At 42.9% G+C, this 18,344-nt stretch carries 19 protein-coding genes; 8 read left to right on the top strand and 11 right to left on the bottom strand.

Translation table 11 applies throughout. The features are described from left to right. The first annotated feature begins 123 nt into the window (after nt 1-123). The 3 genes from mfd (at nt 124) to NI462_RS02085 (ending at nt 5,747) form a co-directional block, all read left to right on the top strand. Nucleotides 124-3,582: a transcription-repair coupling factor gene (gene mfd, locus NI462_RS02095; RefSeq protein ID WP_004646759.1), complete on the top strand. Its 3,459-nt coding sequence runs from the start codon at nt 124-126 to the stop codon at nt 3,580-3,582. A 229-nt stretch (nt 3,583-3,811) separates the two neighbouring features. Continuing rightward, complete coding sequence (locus NI462_RS02090) at nt 3,812-4,246, top strand: HIT domain-containing protein (protein WP_004646760.1); 435 nt, start codon at nt 3,812-3,814, stop codon at nt 4,244-4,246. A gap of 55 nt (nt 4,247-4,301) precedes the next feature. Next, nucleotides 4,302-5,747 carry an adenylate/guanylate cyclase domain-containing protein gene (locus NI462_RS02085; protein ID WP_253158879.1) on the top strand — a complete coding sequence of 482 codons (1,446 nt, stop codon included), beginning with the start codon at nt 4,302-4,304 and terminating at the stop codon, nt 5,745-5,747. 89 nt (nt 5,748-5,836) lie between these two features. On the opposite strand, the gene fdx is transcribed toward NI462_RS02085, so the two are convergent. From fdx to NI462_RS02045, 8 genes are all read right to left on the bottom strand, one after another. Then, on the bottom strand, nt 5,837-6,175 hold the full coding sequence (fdx, locus tag NI462_RS02080; RefSeq protein ID WP_004279821.1) for an ISC system 2Fe-2S type ferredoxin: 339 nt from the start codon (nt 6,173-6,175) through the stop codon (nt 5,837-5,839). 15 nt (nt 6,176-6,190) lie between these two features. After that, nucleotides 6,191-8,050 (bottom strand): Fe-S protein assembly chaperone HscA, encoded by a 1,860-nt coding sequence (hscA, locus tag NI462_RS02075; protein ID WP_004646762.1) that lies wholly within the window; start codon nt 8,048-8,050, stop codon nt 6,191-6,193. 41 nt (nt 8,051-8,091) lie between these two features. Further along, nucleotides 8,092-8,607: a Fe-S protein assembly co-chaperone HscB gene (hscB, locus tag NI462_RS02070; protein ID WP_004646764.1), complete on the bottom strand. Its 516-nt coding sequence runs from the start codon at nt 8,605-8,607 to the stop codon at nt 8,092-8,094. A gap of 104 nt (nt 8,608-8,711) precedes the next feature. Further along, nucleotides 8,712-9,032, bottom strand: coding sequence for an iron-sulfur cluster assembly protein IscA (iscA, locus tag NI462_RS02065; RefSeq protein WP_004279817.1), 321 nt, complete (start codon nt 9,030-9,032; stop codon nt 8,712-8,714). A gap of 34 nt (nt 9,033-9,066) precedes the next feature. Further along, nucleotides 9,067-9,453 (bottom strand): Fe-S cluster assembly scaffold IscU, encoded by a 387-nt coding sequence (iscU, locus tag NI462_RS02060; protein ID WP_004279815.1) that lies wholly within the window; start codon nt 9,451-9,453, stop codon nt 9,067-9,069. A 104-nt stretch (nt 9,454-9,557) separates the two neighbouring features. After that, nucleotides 9,558-10,775, bottom strand: a complete 1,218-nt coding sequence (locus NI462_RS02055) for an IscS subfamily cysteine desulfurase (protein WP_004279813.1) — start codon at nt 10,773-10,775, stop codon at nt 9,558-9,560. 1 nt (nt 10,776) lies between these two features. Next, complete coding sequence (locus NI462_RS02050) at nt 10,777-11,250, bottom strand: Rrf2 family transcriptional regulator (protein WP_004279811.1); 474 nt, start codon at nt 11,248-11,250, stop codon at nt 10,777-10,779. Nucleotides 11,251-11,362: 112 nt separating this feature from the next. After that, the gene (locus NI462_RS02045) at nt 11,363-12,013 is read right to left on the bottom strand and encodes a hypothetical protein (protein WP_004646765.1); all 651 of its coding nucleotides are present in this window, start codon (nt 12,011-12,013) and stop codon (nt 11,363-11,365) included. Nucleotides 12,014-12,216: 203 nt separating this feature from the next. Between NI462_RS02045 and NI462_RS02040 the strand changes: the two genes are divergently transcribed. The 3 genes from NI462_RS02040 (at nt 12,217) to NI462_RS02030 (ending at nt 15,121) form a co-directional block, all read left to right on the top strand. Beyond that, nucleotides 12,217-12,690: a phasin family protein gene (locus NI462_RS02040; RefSeq protein ID WP_004646766.1), complete on the top strand. Its 474-nt coding sequence runs from the start codon at nt 12,217-12,219 to the stop codon at nt 12,688-12,690. A 162-nt stretch (nt 12,691-12,852) separates the two neighbouring features. Beyond that, nucleotides 12,853-13,125, top strand: coding sequence for an HU family DNA-binding protein (locus NI462_RS02035; protein ID WP_004279807.1), 273 nt, complete (start codon nt 12,853-12,855; stop codon nt 13,123-13,125). A gap of 130 nt (nt 13,126-13,255) precedes the next feature. Next, complete coding sequence (locus NI462_RS02030) at nt 13,256-15,121, top strand: SurA N-terminal domain-containing protein (RefSeq protein ID WP_004646769.1); 1,866 nt, start codon at nt 13,256-13,258, stop codon at nt 15,119-15,121. Nucleotides 15,122-15,182: 61 nt separating this feature from the next. Here NI462_RS02030 and NI462_RS02025 read toward each other — a convergent pair whose 3' ends face one another. Then, a complete protein-coding gene (locus NI462_RS02025; RefSeq protein ID WP_004646770.1) occupies nt 15,183-16,052 on the bottom strand; it encodes a DUF2797 domain-containing protein in 870 nt (289 codons plus the stop codon). 34 nt (nt 16,053-16,086) lie between these two features. Here NI462_RS02025 and NI462_RS02020 point away from each other — a divergent pair, with 34 nt between their 5' ends. Next, nucleotides 16,087-16,557 carry a DUF6231 family protein gene (locus NI462_RS02020; protein ID WP_004279801.1) on the top strand — a complete coding sequence of 157 codons (471 nt, stop codon included), beginning with the start codon at nt 16,087-16,089 and terminating at the stop codon, nt 16,555-16,557. 105 nt (nt 16,558-16,662) lie between these two features. Beyond that, complete coding sequence (locus NI462_RS02015) at nt 16,663-17,334, top strand: YidB family protein (RefSeq protein ID WP_004646772.1); 672 nt, start codon at nt 16,663-16,665, stop codon at nt 17,332-17,334. A 65-nt stretch (nt 17,335-17,399) separates the two neighbouring features. On the opposite strand, the gene NI462_RS02010 is transcribed toward NI462_RS02015, so the two are convergent. Both NI462_RS02010 and NI462_RS02005 read right to left on the bottom strand, forming a co-directional pair. Beyond that, the gene (locus tag NI462_RS02010; protein ID WP_004279798.1) at nt 17,400-18,014 is read right to left on the bottom strand and encodes an OB-fold-containig protein; all 615 of its coding nucleotides are present in this window, start codon (nt 18,012-18,014) and stop codon (nt 17,400-17,402) included. Nucleotides 18,015-18,033: 19 nt separating this feature from the next. Then, nucleotides 18,034-18,342 carry a Rieske (2Fe-2S) protein gene (locus NI462_RS02005; protein ID WP_004279797.1) on the bottom strand — a complete coding sequence of 103 codons (309 nt, stop codon included), beginning with the start codon at nt 18,340-18,342 and terminating at the stop codon, nt 18,034-18,036. Nucleotides 18,343-18,344 lie beyond the last annotated feature (2 nt).

Here is an 18,344-nt window from a genome sequence, read left to right as displayed (position 1 = left end):
GTGTTAAAAGTGGCTTGAAATCGAAGCGTATGGATGTGGCAAGACTGCATAAAAATAACAAAATATCCTGAGATCATCGTGCTAGTATAAGCCTCAGGTTATTTAGACTTTAAAGCTATATCCATGTTCCAACAAGAAATTTCCCAACTCAATTTACCACAACTCAAAGCAGGCGAGAAACGCTGGTTAGGCAATCTGCAAGGTTCCTCGACGGCATTGTTGCTCAAAGAAATCGTGCAGCAGCAATCGCGTTTATTTATCGTGATTGCACGTAATAATCAGCATTTGGGTCAACTGGAAAGTGAACTGGAATTTTATGGGGTTAAACCCACGATTTTTCCAGATTGGGAAATCTTGCCTTATGACCGTCTCTCCCCCCATCAGGATATTGTCTCGGAACGTCTGGCAATCTTATCCAATATGCCAAAAACTGGCGTACTGTTGCTGTCCGCCTCAACTTTGGCACAACGTGTGGCGCCGACCTCATGGATTCTGGGTGAGCATTTCGATATTCATGTCGGTCAGAAATTTGATCTGGAACAACAAAAGAAAAAGTTGATTCAGGCCGGTTATCATCTGGTCGATACCGTCTATGATCCAGGTGAATTCGCGGTACGCGGCAGTATCATGGATATCTACGCATCGGGACAGGAAGCACCGATTCGGATTGACCTGTTTGATGATGAAATTGAAAGCCTGAAATTTTTCGATGCCGAAACTCAGCGCACCACGCAAAGTTTGCAGCAGTTTACCGTATTGCCGGCACAGGAATTTCCGCTCAAGGAAGGTCGTGCCACTTTCCGTGACCGCTATGCCGAATTTTTCCCGACCGCGAATCCAAAGAAAAACCCGATCTATCAGGATGTGATGGATGGCATAGTCTCGCCGGGAATCGAGTTTTATTTGCCCTTGTTTTTCAGCGCGGAAGCCATGCAAGGCCAAAGTTCACTGATTTCGTACCTACCGAAGAATGGCATTGTCATTACAGATAAGGCTCTGGACGAAAGTCTCAGCCAGTTTTGGCAAGATGTGGTGCGCCGTTATGAAGATCGTCGCCACAATGTCGACCAACCGATCATGCCGCCTGAAAGCCTGTTTTTTCAGACCAATCAGGTGCTGGAGCAGCTGAACCAGTTTGCACGCATCATTGCCGCACAAACATCTTTTGATCAAAAAGCTGGGGTATTGAATCTTGATACCCAGTTGCCACCGCGTCTGCCCGTAGATCCGAAACGTGAAAAACCGTTTCATGAAATCAAAAAATATATTGATCAGGCTAATCATCCGGTATTGCTAGTGGCTGAAAGTGCTGGACGCCGGGAAAGTCTTAAAGATGCCTTAAGGCCAAGTCTGGGTGATATCCCCACGGTTGAAAATTTTGATAGTTTTATTCAATCTCTGTATGCAATTGCCATTACCAATGCGCCTTTAGAGCGTGGTCTGGTATTGACCGATCGTGTCAGCGTAATTTCTGAAAATCAGCTGTATGAACATCGCGTGGTACAGCGCCGTCGCAAACGTCAACAGGAAGTTTCCGAAGAGTTTCTGATCCGAAGTCTAACTGAGCTGACCATGGGCGCGCCTGTGGTACATATCGATTATGGGGTCGGACGTTATGCCGGTCTGGTCACCCTAAGTATTGATGATCAGGATCACGAATTTTTGCAGCTGGATTATGCGGATGCCGCCAAAGTCTATGTGCCGGTGACCAATCTACACTTAATCAGCCGGTACAGTGGTGGTGATCCGGATCTGGCACCTTTGCATAAACTGGGTACGGACGCATGGAATAAAGCCAAACGTAAAGCGCTGGAACAGATTCACGATGTCGCGGCCGAATTGCTGCATATTCAGGCACGGCGTTCTTCCAAGCCCGGGATCAGTTTTGAAATCGATCAAAGCCTGTATATGCAATTTGCCAGTGGCTTTGCCTATGAAGAAACACTGGATCAGGCCAATGCGATTGAAGCGACGTTGCATGACATGCAGCAGGCCAAGCCGATGGATCGTCTGGTGTGTGGTGATGTCGGGTTTGGTAAAACAGAAGTCGCAATGCGTGCCGCATTTGTTGCAGTACAGAATAACCGGCAGGTGGCGATTCTGGTACCGACCACTTTGCTGGCACAGCAGCATTATGATTCATTCAAAGACCGCTTCGCCGACTGGCCAGTCCGGATTGAAGTGCTGTCACGTTTCGGCTCTTCCAAAGCACATACCAAGACCATTGACGACCTGATTGAAGGTAAAGTCGATATTGTGATTGGTACACATAAGATTTTGCAGGAAAATGTTCAGTTTAAGAATCTTGGCTTGATGATTGTCGATGAAGAGCATCGTTTCGGGGTGCGCGACAAGGAACGAATCAAGGCGATGCGTGCCGATGTCGACATGCTGACACTGACTGCAACTCCAATTCCACGGACACTGAATATGGCCTTTAGTGGCATGCGTGATCTGTCGATTATCGCCACACCGCCGGCACGCCGTCTTGCGGTGAAAACCTTTGTGCAGGAACATACCGATGACACCATTAAAGAAGCGATTCTGCGTGAATTGCTGCGCGGTGGTCAGGTTTATTTTCTGCATAATGAAGTTGATACAATCGATCGTGCCGCCGAGCATATCCGTAAACTGGTGCCGGAAGCGCGGGTGATTGTGGCCCACGGGCAGATGCGTGAACGTGAACTGGAGCAGGTGATGCAGCAGTTCTATCACAAGGAATACAATGTTCTGGTATGTTCGACCATTATTGAAACCGGGATTGATGTTCCGAATGCCAATACCATTCTGATTGAACGTGCTGACAAGCTGGGCCTGGCACAATTACATCAGCTACGCGGACGTGTAGGACGCTCACACCATCAGGCTTATGCCTACTTAATGGTGCCGTCTTTAAAAGCCTTAAAAGGTGATGCAGAAAAACGTCTGGATGCCATTCAGCGTGCTTCGACCTTGGGTGCCGGTTTTATGCTGGCAACCGAAGATCTGGAAATTCGCGGCGCAGGTGAGTTACTAGGTGAGCAGCAGAGTGGTTCGATGCAGGCTATTGGTTATAGCCTGTATATGGAAATGCTGGAAAAAGCCACCAAAGCCATTCAAAAAGGCAAAACGCCAAACTTCGATGCACCATTGTCATTGACTGCCGAAATTACCCTGCATATGCCAGCGTTGATTCCAGATGAATATCTGGGTGATGTGCATCAACGTCTGTTGTTCTATAAACGCATCAGTAATACTGATACCCAGGAAAAACTGGACAATATCCGGATGGAATTGATCGATCGTTTTGGTATACCGCCGCAACCGGTCAAACAGCTCTTTGCTGTACATCAGATTCGATTGAAAGCCGAGCAGCTTGGTATTACTAAAATTGATATCAGCAGTCAGGGTGGGCATATTGAATTTGCACCGGATACTCCGGTTCAAGCCATGACGATTATCCAGATGATGCAGAAACATCCGACCTATTTCCGGATGGATGGCGGTCAACGTCTAAAAGTCATGGTCATGCTGGAAGACTATCAAAAGCGGATTCAGTTTATACAGGATTTACTGGACAGTCTGCTTAAAGAATTGCACTGATTTTATTCGATTAAATCAGCCTGAAAATTCAGTTTGGATTTCATTTTCCAATGAAGTTTGCAGGAACAACAGGCTTGATTTTTTTAATGAATTGTTTACAGTAATTGTTGTGATGTGCTTCGCAACAAATCATGAGAATTTGTCTTTAAACACATTGCTTTCAATATTCAGCTTCAGTTGGATATGTTAGTATTAGCCATCATTCTAATTTTGCATCATTTATAAAGATATGTTTAGTTTGCATCCACAACTTGCTCAAGATACGTTTTTTGTAGGCGACTTTCCTTTGTCAACATGTCGTTTGATGAATGATATGCAATTTCCCTGGCTCATTCTGATTCCACGTGTGCCGGGTGTCTCTGAATTATATGAATTGAGTCAAGCTGACCAAGAGCAGTTTTTAAGAGAGTCAAGCTGGTTATCAAGCCAGCTGGCACGTGTTTTCCGTGCAGATAAAATGAATGTAGCAGCGCTGGGTAATATGGTGCCGCAATTGCATTTTCATCATGTAGTTCGTTATCAGAACGACGTTGCATGGCCGAAGCCTGTTTGGGGTACACCTGCTGTTCCTTATAGCAGTGAAGTATTGGCACATATGCGTCAAACCTTAATGCTGGCTTTACGTGGTCAGGGCGACATGCCATTTGACTGGCGCATGGACTAATCAGCCAAGGCATTCCGAGAACCATGAACAGTTGCGGACTTCAGGGAGGGAGTGAGTGCAATTAGACGACTGGATTCAAAAAGAACCCCATCAGTTTGAGTATTTCCATCGCATGATGGGATACATCATGCTGTCTGTGGTTCTGGTCGTCTTTCATTACACTGAACCAGATACCCAGTATCAGCTTTTTGTTCCATTTTTTTTGTTTCTGGTTTTGCTAATTACACCGAAACTATCTCGCTGGCTGATCTATCGTCATGATTATCACATCCGGCGTAATATTCTTTTCCTGATTGATGTCATTGTCATTTCGGTGGTTTTGGCGGCCGTGCATCTGGACTTGGTCTTGTCCTTGCTGGGTCTGGTCGCAGTGCTCTATACCGCGATCAGCAATAAAATTTCATTTATGATGGCATCTCTAGCCAGCCTGATCGGGATTACGCTTTTTTATCTGGCCAATATTCTGGTCTTTGGGTTTAATAATTATTTCGAACCGACCAGCAGTGAGTTGACCGTTTTAGGCTTTATCTGTCTGATTACCTATTTTGGTGTCGGAAGTTTTTATCAAAGTGGTCGTGTGCAATACATGACCCAGAAAAAAGACCATTATTTCGAACAGATGAACCGTTATATGGAATTTGCCAATCAGCTGAGTCGCTATGCGCCCGTGCAGTTATGGCAATCCATTATGAAAGGTGAATCTGAAGCCAAAATTGAATATAAACGTAAAAAGTTGACGATCTTTTTCTCTGATATTCAAGGCTTTACAGAGCTATCTGAAACTCTGATTCCAGATGATTTAGCATTCCTGTTGAATGACTATCTTCGGCATATGACCGAAATCGCTAAAAATTATGAAGCGACTGTCGATAAATTCATGGGTGATGCCATCCTGATTTTCTTTGGTGATCCGAACTCCGAAGGTGTGGAACAGGATGCTAAGAACTGTATGGAAATGGCATTGGCGATGCGTCAGCAAATGAAATTGCTGCGGGAACGCTGGATTAAAATGGGTTATCCGCCACTGCATATCCGCATGGGGATTTCAACCGGTTATTGCCACGTAGGGAATTATGGGGCTACGCATCGTATGGCTTATACCATTGTAGGACGTGATGCCAATCTGGCAGCGCGTTTGCAAAGTGCAGCGGAAGTCGATGAAATCCTGATTTCGGAAGATACTCATAATCTGATCAAAGATGATTATCTTTGTGCACCGAAAAAGTCGATATTCTTGAAAGGCATTAAAGCACATGTAAGAACCTGGCAGGTCATGGAAAAATATGCGTCTCAGAAAGTCGAGTATCAGCGCTGGTTCGATTATGAATATAAGGGCTTTCATTTATTGCTGAATCTGGATGAAGTGCAAAACTTTGAATATCCTGAGCTGATTCATGTACTAGAAAAAATGATTAAACGCATTGAAACTCAGCAGAAAATGACCAATTCACAAGGTATTGTCAAATTGAAGCTTGAGGATGAAGTAATTGAACACATTTAAAGTTCATGTAAATTTACTTTAATTGTTTCTTATAAAGAGAAAAAACCACGCATGAGCGTGGTTTTTTATTTTAGCCTGCAACGAAAATCTTAGTGATTTTCTGACGCATGGTTAATGGTGTATTTTGGAATTTCAATTTCCAGATCTTCATCGTCCAGTTTAACCTGACAAGAAAGACGTGAATCAGGTTCTAAACCCCAGGCACGATCGAGTAAGTCAGCTTCAACATCATCCATTTCTTCCAGGCTGTCAAAACCTTTGCGTACCACTACATGGCAGGTGGTACACGCTGCTGACATATCGCAAGCATGTTCGATTTTAATGCCATTTTTTAGCAGGCTTTCGCAAAGATTGGCATTTTGTTCGACTTCAAACTCAGCACCTTCGGGGCAAATCTGCGCATGTGGAAGAACTTTAATACGTGGCATAGTCGTTACCTTAAATTAGTTTGAGTTTGACCAGTCGTCGAGTTTAGTGCCCTTAAGAGCTGCATCAATATGTTGATTCATACGTGCTGCTGCAAAAGCATCACTATGTATTTTAAGCTGTTCAACGGCAGATTCAATCGCTTTGATATCTGAACCCTGAAGCTGAGTTTCAAGTTGTGCTTGCGCAGTTTGCAGTGCTGCAAGTTGATCTTCAGTCAACAGACCGGCATCCGCTTGGAGTGCCTGAACCAGTGCTTCCAGCTCACGCTGTGCTTCCACTTTGGTTTCATTCAAATGACGAAGATTCTTATCTTCTTCAGCGAACTTATAACCGTCTAGCAACAGACGTTCAGTATCTTCACCCGATAAACCATAAGATGGTTTGATATCGATTTGAGCCGTCACGCCAGAGGTGGTTTCTTTGGCAGATACAGTCAGCAAGCCATCTGCATCGACCTGGAACGTCACTTCAATACGTGCCTGACCGGCAGTCATTGGTGGAATGCCATGCAGGACAAAACGCCCTAAACTACGGCAATGCTCAACCAGATCACGTTCACCTTGAACCACATGAATCAACATGGCAGTCTGGCCATCTTGATAAGTCGTAAATTCCTGACGACGAGCGACTGGAATCGCAGTATTACGCGAAATTAATCGTTCAACCAGTCCGCCCATGGTTTCAAGACCAAGAGACAGAGGCGTCACGTCTAATAGTAATGAGCCATCAGTTGAGTTGCCAATCAATTGGTTCGCAGTAATTGATGCGCCAATCGCAACCACTTCATCCGGATTAATAGTGCATAGTGGTTCTTGATTGAATACTTCACGCACGGCTTTTTGTACTGCATAAGAACGGGTTGAGCCACCGACCAAAACGACATTTTGAATGTCATCCAGTTCAAGCTTGGCATCACGCATCACACGCTTACATACGCTGATGGTCTTATCCAAAGCAACTTTAATGATCTCTTCAAATGTCGGACGGTCAAGCGTCAATACCTGATCAAGCAATTTGAGTTGAACTGAATCTGCATCAGACAAAGCTTCTTTGGCTTTACGTGCTGCAACCACAAAATGTGCATATTCTGCATCATTCAAGGTGTCAATATTCAGTTGTTTCTTGGCCCATTTCAGGATCAAACGATCTAGGTCATCACCACCGAGGGCAGTGTGGCCACCGGTTGCCAGAACTTCAAACACACCTTGACTAAAACGCAGAATCGAAACGTCAAAGGTACCACCACCCAAGTCGTAGATCACATAGTTGCGATCTGTACTTAGATTGCTTTCCTGATCGAGACCATAAGCAACAGCAGCAGCGGTTGGCTCATTCAACAAACGTAAAACATTCAAGCCAGCAAGTTGAGCAGCATCACGGGTTGCCTGACGCTGTGCTTCATCAAAGTAGGCCGGAACAGTAATAACGGCACCATTGACCGGATTTTGCAGACTGGCTTCAGCGCGGTCTTTCAACTGCTTTAAAATTTCTGCAGAAATCTCAACCGGCGTCTTACGGCCTTGTGCGGTTTCAAAAGCCGGCATTTCATTCGCTTCACCAACCAACGCATAAGGATGCTGGAATTTGATGTCAGCTTTCGAGCGACCCATAAAACGTTTTACAGAAACGATGGTGTTTTTAGGGTCAGTAGTAATGAAAGGCGCAGCTTCATTGCCGTATTGAGTCTGTTGTTCTGCATAATGCACGATAGAAGGAAGTAGCACACGACCTTGTTCGTCATTAAGTACTTTGGCTTTACCTGAAAGAACCGTGGCAACCAAAGAGTGGGTGGTGCCTAAATCGATACCAATCGCAATGCGGTGTTCATGTGGTGCACTTGATTGACCTGGTTCTGCAATTTGCAAGAGAGCCATAGTGTTACATCCTTTGCACGTTAAATATTAAATACTAAAAATTAGAAATCATCATCAAGATCAAAGCTGTCATCGTCCAGGAAGCGGTCTTCCGCTTTGTCGATATCGGCCATGACTTTAACGAAGAAGCGTAGTTTGCGCACTGTATCGCGTGCTTCGGCCCAGTCTTCATCCGCATAATCAATTTTGAACTCGCGAACCAAGCCCTCAATCCATTGCTGGACTTCGACTTTCAGTGAAGTTAAATCTTCAGCAGAAGTTGCATCGTCAAGTTGTTCACGAATTTCCAGAGCGTCCTGCAAGAATTCAAAATCACTGATCGACTGATCTAAGTGATAATCCTGTTTCTTGAGAGACAGTAAATACGCTGCACGGCTATCGACCGCTGACAAGGTTTTAAATGCCTGATTGATATCACTTGATTTAATCAGAGCCTGATCTTTGTCTTCAGCTTTATCTGGGTGATATTGTTGCTGCAACTTTAAAAATTCAGTCTTTAAAGCCGCTAAATCAATATCGAGTGCTACAGGAAGGTTGAACAACTCAAAATGATTCATGGGAGATGGGATCCGCGATTAATGTGCAAAAGTAACTGTATAAATGCAATTAAAACAGTGTGAAACACACTGTTTTAATGTCAAAAAGAGAATAACTGCCGGGTTTATACAGTGAAGGATTCACCACAACCGCATTCGCCTTTTTTGTTGGGGTTGTTAAATTCGAAGCCTTCGTTCAAGCCGTTTTTAACATAGTCCATCTCCATACCTTCAAGATAAACCAGGCTTTTCGGGTCAACGAATACTTTAACCCCAAACTGCTCAAAGGCTTGGTCATGTGTATCGACTTCATCGACGAACTCGAGCACATAGGCCAGACCAGAACAGCCTGAAGTTTTCACACCAACGCGAATGCCTTCACCCTTACCGCGATTTTTTAAATAATTGCTGATATGAGTTGCAGCATTTTCAGTTAAATGGATCATGAAAACTCCGTTAAAATTTCAAAACGTGGAACAATTAAGCTTTAACTTTCTTGCTACGGTAGTCTTCTACAGCTGCTTTGATTGCATCTTCAGCAAGAACAGAGCAGTGTACTTTTACTGGTGGAAGTGCAAGTTCAGTTGCAATATCAATGTTCTTGATCGCTTGAGCTTGATCCAAAGTTTTACCTTTGAGCCATTCGGTCACAAGTGAACTTGATGCAATGGCAGAACCACAACCATAAGTTTTGAAACGTGCTTCTTCAATCACGCCTTCATCGTTTACCTGAATCTGTAAACGCATCACGTCACCACATGCTGGCGCACCAACCATACCAGTACCAACGTTTTCAGCATTTTTATCTAAAACGCCAACATTACGAGGGTTTTCGTAATGATCAATTACTTTTTCGCTATAAGCCATGTTGCTTCTCCAAACCTCGGGGTCAGCCTCAGTATTAAATATGGGGGTAAAAAAACTTTTCTCAATGAGATAGCAACGGATTTGTCACTATCTCAGAATGAAAATTAGTGCTCAGCCCACTCAACTTTAGAAAGGTCAATACCTTCCTTATACATATCCCAAAGCGGAGAAAGTTCACGTAACTTCTCAACAGCAGCTTTAGTGATAGTCAATACGTGATCGATATCTTCTTCAGTGGTGTATTTACCGAAGCTGAAGCGGATCGAACTGTGTGCAAGTTCGTCTGAAAGACCCAATGCACGAAGTACATAAGATGGTTCAAGTGTTGCAGATGTACATGCCGAACCTGAAGATACCGCAGCATCTTTCAATGCCATCATCAATGATTCGCCTTCAACGAAGTTGAAGCTAATATTCAGGTAGTTCGCTACGTTTTGTGTTGGATGGCCGTTCAGGAACACTTGTTCAAGACCTTGTAAACCATTCCACAGCTTGTCGCGAAGTACACGTAAACGAGTCTGTTCAGCTTCCAAGTTTTTGCCTGCAAGTTCAAACGCTTCACCCATACCTACAATCTGGTGAGTCGCAAGGGTACCTGAACGCATACCACGTTCATGGCCGCCACCATGCATTTCAGCTTTAAGGCGTACACGCGGGCTACGACGTACAAACAGTGCGCCAATACCTTTAGGGCCATAGATCTTATGCGCAGAGAAGCTCATCAAATCTACTTTTAAAGTTGAAAGATCAATTTCAACTTTACCCGCTGCCTGAGCTGCATCGACATGGAAGAAAATCTTGTTGGCGCGAGTGATTTCACCAATCGCTGCAACATCAGTCACAGTACCGATTTCATTGTTTACCATCATCAGGGAAACAAGAATTGTGTCTGGACGGATCGCTGCCTGTACCATTTCAGGCGTAATTAAACCGGTTTGAGGTTGAGGCTCAATATAGGTAATTTCAAAACCTTCAGACTCAAGCTCACGACAGGTATCTAAAACTGCCTTATGTTCGATTTTAGAGGTAACGATATGTTTACCTTTAGATGCATAGAAATGAGCCACACCTTTAAGCGCAAGGTTGTCTGACTCGGTTGCACCTGAAGTCCATACGATTTCACGTGGATCAGCTTTAATTAAATTCGCAACTTGTTCACGTGCATATTCAACTTTTTCTTCTGCTTGCCAACCATACGCGTGTGAACGAGATGCCGCATTACCAAAGGTACCATCGAATGTTAAGCATTCCATCATACGTTCAGCAACCTGAGGATCTACAGGAGTTGTAGCTGCATAATCAAGATAAATCGGACGTTTCATGTCAAATACCTGTAACCGATAAAAGGGCTGAATCTAAAGGTGCTGATTTTTGGCGTAATGACACAGTCTGGACGTTGTCACGTGCAACCAGATCAGCAAGCGAGATTTTTTCTAAATAATCGGCGATGTGATGGGAGAGTTCCTGCCATAAATCATGAGTCAAGCACATCGCGCCATTCTGGCAATTGCCTTTATGGTCACAGCGAGTCGCATCAACTGTTTCGTTTACAGCTTCAATAATTGCTAACACAGTAATTTCATCTGCATTACGTGCTAAATGGTAACCACCATTTGCGCCACGAACACTAGAAACTAAACCATGACGCTTGAGCTTCGCAAATAACTGCTCAAGATAAGCAACAGAAATAGTTTGACGTGCTGCAATTTCAGCGAGCGTTATCGTTTTTTCAGAAGGCTGCAAAGCTAGATCAAGTAGAGCAGTCACAGCGTAGCGACCGCGAGTGGTTAGGCGCATGATTCGATACACATGGTTAGACTAGATGTGTAGATTTTATGAATCCCGACTAAATTAGTCAAGTTATTTTTAGTAGACCTTAGTGGGATTTAATTTTTGGAGAATGAAAGATTTACATGCTCAGCCAATTATACACTAATAACATAATCAAAAGTACGCTGCTCAGGCCAAAAATGATATTAATACGCTTTTGACGGCGTTCGATCCGTTTCAGGCGGTTTTTATACTGTTTGACTTCCACTTGCAGGGTATTGATCTTGGAGCGCTGTTCTTCAATTTTCTTTAAAAGCGGTGCAATACGCTTTTTAGAAGCAATAATTTCCGCTTCATCCGTCGGCGCATCAGACAGCCAGTGTTTCCAGTCGGCTAGTACTTTTGGCAAGCTGAATACGGTTAACAGATCACGAAACTCATCTTTTAAAACCTGATTGCCATCAATGCGCATGCTGCGAATGCTACGACGATTGCCAAAAATGAAAATTTTAATCAGATCGGGAAGTGTAGTGCGCACATCCAGGTCGACAATGCGGCCCGGTGCTTTGTGGTCAAATAATAGTCCATTGGGGGTGAATTGCACATAAAAGTCGAAATATGGAATATAGCTATTGATTTTAATCGAGATGTTTTTATCTACAAACTTTTTGGCCTGTAATGCAACGACACGATCATGCTTGAGAATGAAAGTAAATATTGTCTCTAAAACAATTAACGTCATCGTAAGCAACAAATGCGGTTGATTTTGACTTTGTTGCGATTCGCTCATATACAACCAATCCTTACCTGAAATATAAAGTGAAAAAGCTTCCTGCTTGTGAAGAGATTTCAGGGTTAAATCAAATTAGACTTGAAATAAATTGCTTTGTAGAACAGTTTATCAAATCTATCAAGTACTAAATTTGCTATTATGCAGTGGTTTTGTAGAATAATTTATAATAATTGCGCAGAAAACAAACAGGAGCCGTGCACATGGACAAGTCAAAAACAGCACAAGACTCAGCTGAAGCTTCGAATGAGAAAATGCTGAAACCCAAGTCTAAATCTGCCTCGGAGCGCAAATCGGTTCTTGATTTTCGTAAATACACCAAACAGATCTGGTTGGCTGGACTTGGGGCATTTTCACGTGCAGAAGAGGAAGGCAATAAACTGTTTGACTCGCTGGTCAAGGTCGGGGAAGAACTTGAATCTAAAACTGCAGATATTGCCGATCAAACTGTAGAGAAGGTTTCAGAAAAAGCCAAAGAGTCGGTCACAGACACCAAAGACAAAGTGGAAAAATTAATCGACAACTCTGTTCATCACTCATTGAATCGTATAGGATTAGTCACACTGAAGGATGTACAGTATTTGGAACGTTTAATTCTCCAGTTGCATGCCAAGGTTGATCAGTTGACTGCGGAACAAGAAAAAATGAAAGAAGAATTGCCGAAAAAACTTAAATAAAATGACTTTATTTATTATTCAATGTTTTTTTCGCATATTTTTTGAAAAAAAAGAGGTTCTTAAGTATTGCGTTTATACCTAAAGCATTGCTATAAAGGCGTTATGGCATGTTAAACCAATTCTTGAACCTTAAATAAACGATATTAAGAGGACGTAATCTTCATGAATAAATCAGAATTAATTGATGCAATTGCAGAAAAAGGGGGATTATCTAAGGCTGACGCAGGTAAAGCTTTAGATGCTACAATTGCTTCTGTTACTGAAGCTTTAAAATCGGGTGATACAGTAACTTTAGTGGGTTTTGGTACTTTCGGTGTGAAAGAACGCGCTGCACGTACTGGCCGTAACCCACAAACTGGTGCTACTCTTGAGATCAAAGCAAGCAAAGTACCTAGCTTCAAAGCAGGTAAAGGCTTAAAAGACGCTGTAGCTTAAGCTTACCCAGCGACGAAACGCGCCTTCTTTGGCGCGTTTTTTATTGATAAATTTAATTGTGATGATTAACACATTCATTCAATGGGTATTTTCGGTTAAAATCCTTTGCAAATAAAATATTGGAATACTTATGGAAGCTTTTCGTAAAGTTATTAAGGGTTGGTTGGGCAAAGTCTTGCTCGTTCTGTTTTTGACCCCGTTAGCACTTGTAGGTATTGAAGGATATTTTAGCAGCGGAAACTCTGATGCGGCAAAATCAGTGAACGGGACTGAAATATCTCAAAAAGAATTAGAGTCACTGACCAAATCATTTAAAGAACAATATCTCAGTTATGCCAATGGGGATGAAACTTTACTGAATCAAAGCTTCATTGACCAGAAAGCCATGGATACTCTGGTTGCACGTACTTTATTGCTGCAACAGGCTGAAGAATTAGGGATCAGTCTGAGTGACCAGCAAATTGAACAGATGATTGCTCAGCAGCCTACTTTCCAGCAAGATGGCAAGTTCTCGAATGCTTTATATGAAAATTATCTAAAATCAATTGGCATGACCAATCGCGCTTTGATTGAAAGTTTACGTAAAGATCATGCGCTGAAGATGCTGTCATCGACTTTCCTGGATTATCCACTGGTAAGCCCAGTCGAAATGCAGCAGATTGCCGATTTACAAACTGAACAACGTCATATTCATATTTCCAGCATTAATCTGGACAGCTATAAAAAAGATGTCAAAGTGACGGATGCAGATATTGCTGCTTATTATGAAAAACACAAAACGCTATTTAAACAGCCGACCAGTGTAGATGTCGACTATGTGGTGTTAAAGCCAAGCGATATTCAGGTGGAGAGTTTAGCGGTTACAGAGGCTGAGCTTCAGGAAGCCTATACCGCCTTTGTTGCAACACAAAAACAGACAGTTAAACCAGATGTGAAGCATATTTTAATTACGGCGGACAGTCGTAGTGATGCTGAAGCAAAAAAACTGGCGACCGATATTGCAGCCAAAATTAAAGCCGGTACTACTTTTGCTCAGGCAGCAGCACAATATTCTGAAGACCCTGAATCTAAGTCTAAAGGTGGCGCGCTTGCCGTTTATGAAGAAGGTGTATTTGGTACTGCATTTGATCAGACGGTTAGTTCTTTAAAATCGGGTCAGGTGTCTGCACCAGTGAAAACAGATTATGGTTACCACATCATTTCTGTGCAAACGCCAGATGTTGCAGTTCCTTCTTTTGAATCACAAAAAGCACGTTTGTCTGAAGAAGCCTTGGCTGCTAAAAAATCCAATGCATTCTCTGATACGGTCAATACGCTAAATGATATGGTGGTAGGAAGTGATTCTCTGGATGTCGTTACACAGGAAGTTAAAGGTGTACAAGTCCAGAAAGCCCAAGGTGTAACACTTTCGACCCGTGATCCTGTGCTGAGCGATGCTAACCTCAAAGTCAAATTGTTTAATGACGATGTTAAAAATGGTGATCGTAATGCTTCATCAAGCATTCAGTTAGCCAATGGTGATGTAGCCTGGATAAAGGTGCGTAATTATCATGCAGCCGGCGAACAAACATTGGCAGAAGCAAAACCCCGTGTTAAGGCTCAGTTGATTGAAGACAAGGCAGCTGCTTTGGCAAAAGCAAAAATTCAGAAAGCTTTGGATGAGTTCAAAACCAAACCGGCTGCAGCAGTGGCGAAAGGTGATTTGATCTTTGAAGATGCTGGCGTTTACACACGTGCTGAAGGTTTACTAAAACGTGATGTACAGCGTGCGGCCTTTAGTCTGCCGACACCAAAAGCAGGCCATTGGTCAGTGACCACAGCGAAAATGCCGAATGAACTGGTTGTGGTTGCGGTATCAGAAGTGAAGAAAAATCCGGTGGATGTATTAAGTGCAGAACAGCGTAGTGAGTTGGTGAAGTTATATCAGCAACTTCGTGGTCAGCAGGAATTTGATGACTATACGCGTTACCTGAAATCTCAGGCAAAAATCAAATAAAATTGTTGTATAAAAAAACCAGCCTGCGGGCTGGTTTTTTGTTTTCTAGGCAAATAATGGTTTAAGCACGAATAATCAGTTGATAACCGGTATATTTGCGCATATTAATCACGCCAGTATCCAGAATTAAATACTGGCCCTTGATGCCTTGTAATTTGCCACGAATCACAGGAGTTTTATCCAGATTATGCGATTTAATCTTTTCCGGATATTGTTCTACCGGATAAATAAACTCTCGTGCGAATTCATCTTCCAATACTTCAATATTTTCATTAAATTCTAGATTCTGATTAAATTCTTCGCGAATGCTTTGAATTTTAGGCGCAAATTCTTCCAGCAGTTGTTCACGCACTTCAATCAGGTTCAATGGTTCTGCTTCACCTTTCAGTAGCTTGCGCCAGTCAGTTTTATCAGCAACCTGCGTACCAAACATGACCTCAAGCTTTCCGGAAAGACGACGTGAGCCCACTTTCATAATCGGCAGGGCTTGGGAGGCACCCTGATCAAGCCAGCGAGTCGGCATTTGGCTGGTACGGGTAATGCCGACCTTTAATGCACTGGAATTGGCCAGATAGACAATATGTGGTTGGAAGCAGACATTCTGTGCAAATTCATCTTCGCGGCAAGTGCCCAAATGATAATGGCACGTCTCTGGCTTCATGATGCACATATCACATGAAGCATTGGTTTTAAAACATTTAAAACAGTGACCTTGCGAAAATGATTTGGAAGTTTTGTTGCCACAAGACACGCAGTAAATATTACCGGTCCATTCAATCTCGATTTCTTGGCCTAAATTAAACGGAAGATCAATTTCTGCACGATCTAAAATTAATTTATATTCAACATTTGCCCGCTGTATCTGTTGATCAGTTACACTAAGGTCCTTGAGGCCGACGTGCATTTTATGACAAATGCCCTGAAGTTCCATAAAAATTACTCACTTAAATCATAAGGATGCAGTTATGGCTGAGCAGAATGTCATTACTTCAATGCTAGACGATTTCGCACAGGAACAGCCAATTCATACTGCTATTTGTATTGGGCAGGACTTGAGCCAAGTCCAGTTTCAGCCAGCTATTCAATGGTCCTATTTTAGCGTATCTGACTTTTTAAATCTGCCTTTTCAGCAACGTTATGACTTGGCTGTGGTGATGCTGGATACTGCAGAAACAGAACATTTGTCTGAACAGATCATGAGTCAAATTCTGGTGAAATTACGTGATTTGTTTGCCAAACGGCTAGTGGTGATCAGCCGGCTGCAAAATGAAAAGTTATTGAGAGCTTTAGGATTTACCCAGCTGATTGACAAGACCACACATGAGGCCGATTTTGCGCTGTGGCAGTTTAATATTTTAACCTATAAGCACGTGCCAGACTGGTTTAACTCCAAATTTTGGGCTAATCCGGAAAACTGGGATAAATTTCGCTGGTAAACCGAAAACCTGCTTAACCAAGATTGCAAATATTAACACAATCTTGCCTAGACAATATGAGGGCAGGCCGTATTCTGTAATTAAGATGCACATAGGATATAGGACATGACAAACCTGAGTAGTATTGTGGAAATATTAGCAAAGCAGGCATTGGGTGGTGGGCAGTCGCAGCAAAAGTCCTCACAACAAGGTGGCTTGGCAGATATCCTGGGGTCTGTGCTAGGGCATTTAAACCAGTCAAATTCTCAGCAAAATCAAAATACTCAAAACCAGCAAAATCAAACCGGCCAGCAGACTCGACAAAATGGTCTGGGGGCAATTTTAGGTTCAGTAATAAGTCAGTTCGGTGGTAGTGGTACTCAAGGTACTGCTCAGCCTCGTTCAGGATTGGGTGGTTCTACTGGTAAAACCTTATTGATTGCAGTACTGCCTTTAGTGCTGGCCTGGATTCAAAAACAGGGCGGTTTACAGGGTGCATTAGACAAGCTAAAAGGACAGGGGCTCAATAGCCAGGTCGATGATTGGGTGTCGACCGGCCCCGGTGAAAATGCCAATGTCGATCCGCAGCAGGTGCAAAACCTGTTTGATGATCAGGAAGTTGAAGCAGTTGCACAACAAACCCATGCACCGAAGCAGGATGTGTATAGTGCGATTTCACAGGTCTTGCCGCAGATTATTGATTCGCTTACTCCACAAGGTGAGCAAACCAGCAAGCAGGAAGCCAATAATGATATTCAAAATGTATTGAATATGGTTTCAGGACTTCTTAAAAAATAAATATAGACATTAAAAAATCCCGATATCTGTCGGGATTTTTTAATAACTATCAAATGATTTAGAATTTAATCTAGATTCATGCTGAACAGCTGATTAGATTTACAAATTTTCTTGGCAACATAATGAGATTTTCTCATGCGAATCAGGATAATCTGCGACTGAAAACCGAGTTCACCAAACTCAGGTTCTACCTGTACATAATGCAGTTGCCCATACTCATCTCGCACCCGCGCTTGAGCAGAAAAACCGGGTCGGGCATTGCCACTGGAAATTGTCGCCAAACGGCCAAGTAAATTGACATTGTTCTTTTTATATTTAGGTGGAATGACCTGATCCAGACAGTGAATCATAAAAATAGTAAAAAAAGTCGCAATGATTAAAGCCGGAATAATCAGGTAATAAGCAGGCAGAAATTTAAATTCCTGAGAATAGATCAGGAACTGTAAAACATAGCCGGCAAAACTAAAATTCATCAGGAAGAAAAACACAATCAAGGTTTTGGAGAATTTGACGTTTAGTAGATCCATCTGCTGAAAGTCATAAGGTGAAATTTTTTGCAGAAACTTGCTGGGTCTGAGTCCAAAATAGAAACCAATGGTTTTCACCACACCGAACAGAATAATCGCCAATAAACTCAGATGAAAAGGCATCAGGTTATAGTCTAGAAAAAATGCAGGCATGGTGAAGTCCGTTTTAGTCTTATTCTGAGAGGTAAATTCCACCATCAGAATGCACGGTAATCTCTACTTTTTCAAGTGCTTGACCTTGGCAAGGCCCAGAAATGCATTCACCGCTTTCTACCAGAAACAAGGCGCCATGCGTGGAGCATTCAATAAATTCCTGATCGCGATCCAGAAACTGGTTTTCCAGAAATTCCAGTTCGACCTGCAAATGCGGACACAGGTTTTGATAGGCATAGAAGGCACCGTCACGCTGTGTGATAAAGATATTATCTCCATCGGGAAGCTCAAAAGAGCGTGCTTCGCGTTCTGGAACGTCTTCGGTCATGC

Origin of the sequence: Acinetobacter lwoffii (assembly GCF_024129715.1) — a bacterium.
In the GTDB taxonomy this organism is placed as follows: Bacteria; Pseudomonadota; Gammaproteobacteria; order Pseudomonadales; family Moraxellaceae; genus Acinetobacter; species Acinetobacter lwoffii_U.
This window is presented reverse-complemented; position numbering and strand designations above follow the sequence as displayed.